At 61.9% G+C, this 7,232-nt stretch carries 11 protein-coding genes; 5 read left to right on the top strand and 6 right to left on the bottom strand.

What is annotated here, in order from left to right; all coding sequences use genetic code 11:
- From Q8Q83_RS07305 to Q8Q83_RS07290, 4 genes are all read right to left on the bottom strand, one after another.
- On the bottom strand, positions 1 to 672 hold a 672-nt coding region (locus Q8Q83_RS07305), incomplete at its 3' end, for a multicopper oxidase domain-containing protein (RefSeq protein ID WP_305622444.1).
- Between the two features lie 16 nt (positions 673 to 688).
- Entirely contained in the window at positions 689 to 2,107 is a 1,419-nt protein-coding gene (locus tag Q8Q83_RS07300; protein WP_305622442.1) for a TolC family protein, read from the bottom strand.
- Between the two features lie 10 nt (positions 2,108 to 2,117).
- The gene (locus tag Q8Q83_RS07295; protein ID WP_305622440.1) at positions 2,118 to 2,450 is read right to left on the bottom strand and encodes a hypothetical protein; all 333 of its coding nucleotides are present in this window, start codon (positions 2,448 to 2,450) and stop codon (positions 2,118 to 2,120) included.
- 121 nt (positions 2,451 to 2,571) lie between these two features.
- Positions 2,572 to 2,976: a hypothetical protein gene (locus Q8Q83_RS07290; protein ID WP_305622439.1), complete on the bottom strand. Its 405-nt coding sequence runs from the start codon at positions 2,974 to 2,976 to the stop codon at positions 2,572 to 2,574.
- A 155-nt stretch (positions 2,977 to 3,131) separates the two neighbouring features.
- On the opposite strand from Q8Q83_RS07290, the gene Q8Q83_RS07285 reads away from it, so the two are divergent.
- A complete protein-coding gene (locus Q8Q83_RS07285; protein WP_305622437.1) occupies positions 3,132 to 3,533 on the top strand; it encodes a hypothetical protein in 402 nt (133 codons plus the stop codon).
- Between the two features lie 59 nt (positions 3,534 to 3,592).
- Here Q8Q83_RS07285 and Q8Q83_RS07280 read toward each other — a convergent pair whose 3' ends face one another.
- A complete protein-coding gene (locus Q8Q83_RS07280) occupies positions 3,593 to 3,943 on the bottom strand; it encodes a DUF3147 family protein (protein WP_305622436.1) in 351 nt (116 codons plus the stop codon).
- A 116-nt stretch (positions 3,944 to 4,059) separates the two neighbouring features.
- Positions 4,060 to 4,464, bottom strand: a complete 405-nt coding sequence (locus Q8Q83_RS07275) for a helix-turn-helix domain-containing protein (protein WP_305622434.1) — start codon at positions 4,462 to 4,464, stop codon at positions 4,060 to 4,062.
- Between the two features lie 66 nt (positions 4,465 to 4,530).
- Here Q8Q83_RS07275 and Q8Q83_RS07270 point away from each other — a divergent pair, with 66 nt between their 5' ends.
- Genes Q8Q83_RS07270 through Q8Q83_RS07255 form a run of 4 tightly spaced genes read left to right on the top strand, consistent with a single transcriptional unit; the run spans position 4,531 to position 6,971 of the window.
- On the top strand, positions 4,531 to 5,376 hold the full coding sequence (locus Q8Q83_RS07270) for a cation transporter (RefSeq protein ID WP_305622432.1): 846 nt from the start codon (positions 4,531 to 4,533) through the stop codon (positions 5,374 to 5,376).
- A 6-nt stretch (positions 5,377 to 5,382) separates the two neighbouring features.
- Positions 5,383 to 5,820 (top strand): disulfide bond formation protein B, encoded by a 438-nt coding sequence (locus tag Q8Q83_RS07265; RefSeq protein WP_305622431.1) that lies wholly within the window; start codon positions 5,383 to 5,385, stop codon positions 5,818 to 5,820.
- Positions 5,817 to 6,461: a thioredoxin domain-containing protein gene (locus tag Q8Q83_RS07260; RefSeq protein WP_305622429.1), complete on the top strand. Its 645-nt coding sequence runs from the start codon at positions 5,817 to 5,819 to the stop codon at positions 6,459 to 6,461. The genes Q8Q83_RS07265 and Q8Q83_RS07260 overlap by 4 nt, the downstream gene beginning before the upstream one ends.
- Positions 6,462 to 6,509: 48 nt before the next feature.
- Positions 6,510 to 6,971, top strand: coding sequence for an isoprenylcysteine carboxylmethyltransferase family protein (locus Q8Q83_RS07255; RefSeq protein WP_305622427.1), 462 nt, complete (start codon positions 6,510 to 6,512; stop codon positions 6,969 to 6,971).
- Positions 6,972 to 7,232 lie beyond the last annotated feature (261 nt).

The raw sequence follows: 7,232 nt of genomic DNA, 5'->3' as shown, positions 1-7,232 counted from the left end.
TTTCGGCGTGTAACTGCCGGGTTCGACGTCGTAGGCGTTGAGCAGGAACACGTAGTCGCGATCGACCTGCGCAATCAGCGGATGGCGCGCTTTCGGGTGGGTGACCCAGAAACCCATCATGCCCATGGCCATCTGGGTCATCTCGTCGGCGTGGGGGTGGTACATAAAGGTACCGGGGCGACGGGCGACGAACTCGTAGACGAAGGTCTTGCCCACCGGAATGGACGGCTGGGTCAGGCCGGAGACGCCATCCATGCCATTGGGCAGGCGCTGGCCGTGCCAGTGCACACTGGTGTGCTCGGGCAGCTTGTTGGTGACGAAGATGCGCACCCGATCGCCCTCCACCACCTCGATGGTCGGCCCCGGCGATTGGCCGTTATAGCCCCACAGGTGGGCCTTGTAGCCCGGCGCCAGTTCGCGCACCACCGGCTCGGCGACCAGGTGGAACTCCTTGACGCCCTTGTTCATGCGCCACGGCAGGGTCCAGCCATTCAGGGTGACCACCGGGTTATAGGGGCGGCCGCTCTCCGGTTGCAACGGCGGCATGGTGGCGGCGCTGCTCTGCAGCACCGGCTCCGGCAGCCCCGCCAGGGATACTCGGCTGACCGCCGCCGTGGCGACAGCCGCGGTGATGGCGCTGGCACCGAGAAAGAAATCACGTCTTGAAACCATCTTGAAAATTCCTTGATCAGTGGCCGCCAGCGGCGTCGTCGGAACCTGCGCCTGCAGCGGCGCCGGCAGCCATGGCGGTCATACTCGGAGCACCGAGCAAGGCCATCTTCAGGTCGGCGTCGGCCACCCAGAAGTCGCGCTGGGCCTGCAGATAGCCATCGACCGCGAGCACTTGCTTGCGCGCATCGGCCAGCAGTTCGAAGGTGCTGATAAACATGCCGTTGTACTGCAGGACATTTTCCTCGGCGATGCGCGCACGCAGCGGCAATACCTCGTCGCGGTAATGCCGGGCCAGGTCGTGGGCCGAGCGATAGCCCAGATAGGCCTCGCGCACCTGGGAACGGGCATTGATCGCCGTCTCGGCCGCGCGATTGAGCATCTGCCGATACTGCGCCTCGGCCTTGGCCACCTTGGCCCCGCTCCAGTCGAACAACGGCAACTCGACGCTGATCTCGTAGCCGCGCTGGGTCGGTTCCTGGTTGGATCTGTTATTCACCACGCCCAGCTCCAGCACATTGATAAAGCGTGTGGCCTTGCTCAGCCCCAGGTTACGCGCCAGGCGTTCGGCATCCAGGCGCACGGCCTGGATATCCAGGCGTTGGCCCATGGCCAGCCGCTCGACATCCGGCAACTGCTCGGCTGCGGCCGGCAGTTCGGGCAAGCGCTCGGGCAAGCGGAAGTCGATCTGCTCGCCCCACAGCCCGAGCAGCCGGGTCAGCTGCTCGCGGCTCTGCAGCCGCGCTTGCTCGGCACGGATCAGGTTCAGCCCGGCGTCGGCGTAGAAGCTCTGCTCCTGAGCCTGCTGCAGCTTGCTGTAATTGCCCACCGCCGCCAGGCGCCGCGCCAGTTCGGCGCCGGCCTCGGCCGAAGCCATCACCTGGCGCATAAAACCCAGGCTCTCCTGCGCCGCCACCGCCCGGTACCAGGCCTTGCGGGTCTGGTTGGCCAGTTCGAACACCGCCAGGCTGGTCTGCCCCTGCACCTGTTCGAAACGCTTGGCCTCCATGCCCGAGGTCAGCGGCATGGCCAGCAGGCGTGCCAGGTTGATATGCAGGCCGCGCTCGTATTCCACCTCGCTGCCCCGTTCCAGACGGCCGAAGGAGAACCCCGGGTTGGGAATACGCCCCGCCTGCACCCGCTCGGCCTCGCTGATACCCAACTGTTCGAAGCTGGCCTGCAGCCCCGGATTGTTGAGCAAGGCCACCTGCACCGCGGCGTCCGCCGTCAGCGGCTGGGCCAATAGTTCGCTGACCCGCTCGGCCAGTTGGCTGCGCTCGGCGGGATTTTTCGCCCAGCTGACCTGCTTATCCAAGTGCTGCTGGCTGGCCTGCTCGACCGCAGCGAAACCGCCGTCCTGGGTAAAACCGGCGCAACCGCTCAGTAGCAACAAGCTGGCGCAGAGACCCGCCAGAGTTGCCCGTGAAAACATGCTCATAGGCCGCTCCTTAGTGATGCCCATCATGGTTAGCGCCAGCCGGCTCGGCGGGCGCCTCAGCGGCGTTATCCGCCGGCTGCGTCCAGGGCTCCTGGGCATAAGGCTCTTGGGCATAGGTGCGCCAGCCGCCGATGCGCCCGACCAGCTTATTGGCCTCGCGCCAGTCCTGCAGCGATTGGTCACCCAGGCCTTGGTAAGTATTGAGGGGGGATTGATAGTCCAGGGCCGGCGTAGCGGCCTCGGCATCCAGTGGGTCGGGCAACTCGGCCCAGGCGCCGCCAGGCAGCACCAGCACAGCCAGACAGGCAAAGGCCCGCCGCCTGGCAAAGGGGAAACGTAGCATTGGATAGTCTCGCGTCAGCGGCCCACCTGCAGATAACAGGCAAAGGCCGACTAGTAGCTAAATGCGCTCGTCACGGGCCTGGGCAGAAACTGCAGCAGGCAATTGGAAAGCGCGGTTTGGCTTAGGCAAGAAACAGGCGTGGGGGTCTTTCGGGGGTCTCGGCGATAAAGCCGGTAAATTGCTCCAGCCGCGCCAGGGAGGGCTCGACTGCTTGCAGCGGGGGGCTGCTGAGCAAAACATTGGTCATGGCAACCGCCCCGACGCAAAAGGCGCAGAGGCTGCACAGGCTGTTATCGGTTTGCGCAGAGTCGCTGCCTGCGCTCGCGCCGGCCTGCTGCTCACCAGCATCCGCCAGATGATTCATGGACAGGGCGCCCGGATGATGCGCCGCCATCTGCTGGCTATCCATACCGGCCATCTGGCCCTGCTGAACCAACGCACATAACTGCATGCCGATCGCCGCCATGCTCTGCGCCGGGAGGGCGAGCATCAGCATCCAGATCAAGGCGATTCGCAGTTTGCGCATGGCAGTGGGGCAGTCATCAAGCAAGGGAATGGGGCGGATTATCCACCGATTTATGCGCTTGTCCATGGCTGAGCATGGGCCGGTTGCTCCAACAGCCGACATAAGCCCGCACAGCCATGGGCAAAAGCGAGCCGAGCTGGCTATGATCGGAACCCATGACCACCACCTCGCCACTGCGCCAACCCTGCCCGCCCGGAGCCTGCGACTGCGGGCGCGAGCAGCTGCTGGCTACCGCCGGCAGCGACCTGCGCATCCTGCTGCTGACCCGTCAGGAGGAAAAACGCCTGCTCGATCGCCTGGAGAACCTTGAGAGCCTGGGCGATCTGGAAAAGATGCAGCGACGCCTGTACGAGCAACTCGGCATCCGCCTGACAGTCGCCCCCGGTTTCAACGAAGTGCGCAGCATGCGCGGCATCGCGATCCATATCGACGAACTGCCGGGACTGTGCCGCAAAACCCGCCAGTCGATCCCAACAGCCATCCGCCGCAGCCTGGAGAAGCGCCCGGAAATTGCCTACAGCCTGCTGAATGCCCATGACCTGCTGCGGGATGCTTGAGGCACTCGCTGACTGGAAACGACGATGGGCTCAACCCAAAGCGGACAGCGGCCCAGACCTCAGAGCAGCTCAATGCCAAATATTCGAACTGAGACAGCGAACAGTCCGAAGCAGGCGACCGTTATGACCACACAAGCCAGCAATGCCAGCCAGAAACCTAGTCGCGGTAGCAGTGCCGGGAATGCGAGAAACATCGGCAGCGTAGGCAGCACATACCAGAAGGTGTACCAGGCATGGTTGGCGATCTTTTCCGGCGACTGCTTTTCCAGATAGAGCCAGATAAGCGTCAGCAACGTAATCATCGGCAGGGCGGCGATCAGGGCGCCCAGTTTGTCGCTACGCTTGGCTATTTCTGACACCAGCACCACAACGGCAGCGGTGAGTGCGTATTTGGTGATGATCCAGGTCATCCGTTCCTCCAAGCGCTTCAGCGGTTAATGCTAAGAGTGGTCAAGGAAGCCCAGAGGGCTGAGTTTCAGCAGCGACCCAAGCTGGCACTCATAGGTGCTTATGCGGCCGGGCCTATTCAGTGGCAAGACAGGGTTTCGATTATTCGGCACTCCTTGATGCCCCCTCCCTGACAGCACGCGATCAGCCTTTCCAGCTCTCGCTCCAGCGCAACGAGATCGCGAATGCGTACCCTTACTTGTTGCAGCTGCTCACCCACCTTGGCATCCACCGCAGTGCAAGAAGCATCACGTTGATCGGCAAACCCCAATAACTCGCGCACATCATCAAGGGTGAAACCCAATGAGCGGGCCCGGCGGATAAACAGCAGGCGGTCACGCTCAGCAGGCGTATAGACGCGATAGCCCGAAGGCGTACGCCCTGCCGGCGGCAGCAGGCCCAGTTGTTCGTAGTAGCGGATAGTCACCGCCTTGGTGTCTGTCGCCTTGGCCAGCTGTCCAATGGTGTAACTCGCAGCGCTCATCGTCGCTTGACCTTCTAGTCGCTATAACCTTCATCCTAACCGTATTGCCCCACCTGAGGATCGGTCATGGATAGCTGCTGCGAAGACAAGGCGAGCGAACTGGCGCAGCTGCGCGACAAGCAGAGTCGTGTGCTCTATATCGTTCTCGCGATCAATGCCGCGATGTTCCTGGTTGAGTTCGTCGCAGGCTGGATCGTAGGCTCGACCGCACTGCTGGCTGATTCGCTGGATATGTTCGGCGATGCCTCGGTGTATGCGCTGACCCTGTATGTGCTGCATCGCAGTGCGCGTACCCGGGCCGGGGCGGCGCTGTTCAAGGGTGGCTTTATGCTGCTGTTTGGCCTGTTGGTTATCGCCGACGCCGTGCGCAAGATGGTCACTGGCGACGTCCCTGAGGCTGAGTGGATAGGGTTGGTGGGGGCCGCTGCGCTGATCGCCAACACGATCTGCTTCGTGCTGTTGTACCGTCACCGCAGCGATGATCTGAACATGAAGTCCACCTGGCTGTGCTCGCGTAACGACCTGATCGCCAACACCAGCGTCATCGCCGCCGCCATCCTGGTCGGCATTAGCGGAACTATCTGGCCGGACGTGATAGTGGGGCTGGCTATCGCGGTGCTGTTCCTGCATTCCGCACGGCAGGTGCTCAGCGAGGCCTGGAAGGAGTGGAGCCGTCATGGCACGCCCTCACCGAGCAAGCCGCAAAGCGCGGCCAAGCCAAGCGCCTGTTGCAGTCCGCAGATCACCGCCAGGGTCGATAGTTGCTGTGCTCCGCTGGTCGCACCGCCAACCGAGCCGACCACTGCCTGTCAGCCAGTAGCTGCGCTGGACTCATGCTGCAACACAAAGCCAATCGACAGCTGCTGCGGGCCCGCTACCGTGCCATCCCCAATCAAGGGAAAGGGCGAGTAGATAACGATGAGAAGCCAGGCACACCCCTCCGCTAATCCCTGGGGTTTATTGCTCGCCGTGTGGCTGCTGGCGATGGCCGCGACCCTCGCGGCCTTGTTTCTCGGCGAGGTCATGGGCAAGACCCCATGCGTGCTGTGCTGGTTCCAGCAGATCTTTATGTTTCCTCTGGCGGTGATGCTGACTATCGCCTGCTATCGCTCGGACTTCGCCGTGTGGACATATGCATTGCCCCTTGCCGTTATCGGTTGGGGGATCGCCCTGTATCACTGCCTGCTTTTCGTGGGCGTGATCCCGGAAAGCCTCAAGCCGTGCAGCGCCGGAACCTCCTGTTCCGGGGCCGACATGCTGACTTTCGGCAACGTGCCGCTACCCCTGCTGTCCTTGGCGGCCTTTACCGCCATCGTCCTTCTTCTAGCCCTGATTCGCCGGAGATCCCTCGTATGAATAGACGCGCCATCGTCCTGACCATCAGCGCTGTAACCATTACCGGCTTTGTCGCTGCGGCAGTGCTCTACCAGCGTTATTCCGCTCCCCAGGAAGCTCCGGCGGTCATCCAAGAGGCCAGCTCATTGGTGCGTTTCCACTCGCCAACCCTTGGTCCGATAAACGCTCCGGTCACCATCGTCGAGTTCTTCGACCCCTCGTGCGAAAGTTGCCGGGCCTTCTTCCCCCATGTGCAGCAGATCATGGCGAAGTACCCAAAGGACGTACGCCTGGTCGTTCGCTATGTGCTATTCCACAAAGGCTCGGAAGAGGCCGTACGCTTATTGGAGTCGGCGCGGGCCCAGGGGCTTTACGAACCCGTGTTGGTAGCCGTCCTGGATGCGCAACCACAATGGCATGACGACGCGCAAGCCGTGAAAGCCTGGGAAGCCGCCGCAGCGGCTGGCTTGGATGTCGAGAAGGCCCGTGCCACGATGAACTCGCCCGAAATCGACTCGATCCTGGCTAAAGATGCTGCAGACGTTAAGACGGTTGGGATTCAGGGTACACCCACCTTCTTCGTCAACGGCAAGCTACTGACGAAGTTCGGCCCAGAACCGCTGCTGGAGCTCGTGCAGAGCGAACTGGCAAAGGCGCGGTAAGCAAACTCTGTAGTGCACGAGTCGTTGCTGGTTTATCGGGAGTTCTCTATGAATGCACTGGAAAACAAGATACCTCCGCCCATTGTTGCAGCCCTGTTTGGGCTGCTGATGTGGGGTGGATCTCGCTATGTTCCGGGCATCGACGCGGCCCTTTCGACGCGGGTGGTGGCGGCATTGCTCGCGTTCTGCGTGGGGGCCTTCTTTTGTCTTGCAGGCGTTGTGTCTTTCCGGCGAGCGAAGACGACCGTCAATCCGTTAAAGCCTGAGACCGCATCGGCGCTGGTGAGCTCGGGCATCTATGGGTATTCACGTAATCCTATGTATGTCGGCTTTGCGATGTTTCTCATGGCCTGGGCCTGCTACCTGGCATCACCGCTTTTGTTGCTCGGGGTGTTGGGCTTTGTCCTGTACATAAATCGCTTCCAGATCGCAGCCGAGGAGCGAGCCTTGACCGCGCTCTTTGGAGCCGATTTCGTGGCCTATCAAACGAAGGTGCGCCGCTGGCTATAACACCGGTTAGTCCATCGTTAGAGCGGCCATCTGGAAACCGACGGCGACGCTTGGGCGGGACAACACTTCCACAGCCTCCAGGGCCAGAAGGATAGATTCGTATGCGGCCGAAAGAGCATTGGGAACAGGTTTACTCCAGCAAAGCCGTCGATGAAGTCAGTTGGTTCCAGGAGCATGCGGCGCTGTCTCTGAAGCTGATTCGAGATGCCGGTGTACCGCTAACGGCGTCGATCATTGATGTGGGTGGCGGGGCATCGACGC

Origin of the sequence: Pseudomonas sp. (assembly GCF_030696055.1) — a bacterium.
In the GTDB taxonomy this organism is placed as follows: domain Bacteria; phylum Pseudomonadota; class Gammaproteobacteria; order Pseudomonadales; family Pseudomonadaceae; genus Aquipseudomonas.
This window is presented reverse-complemented; position numbering and strand designations above follow the sequence as displayed.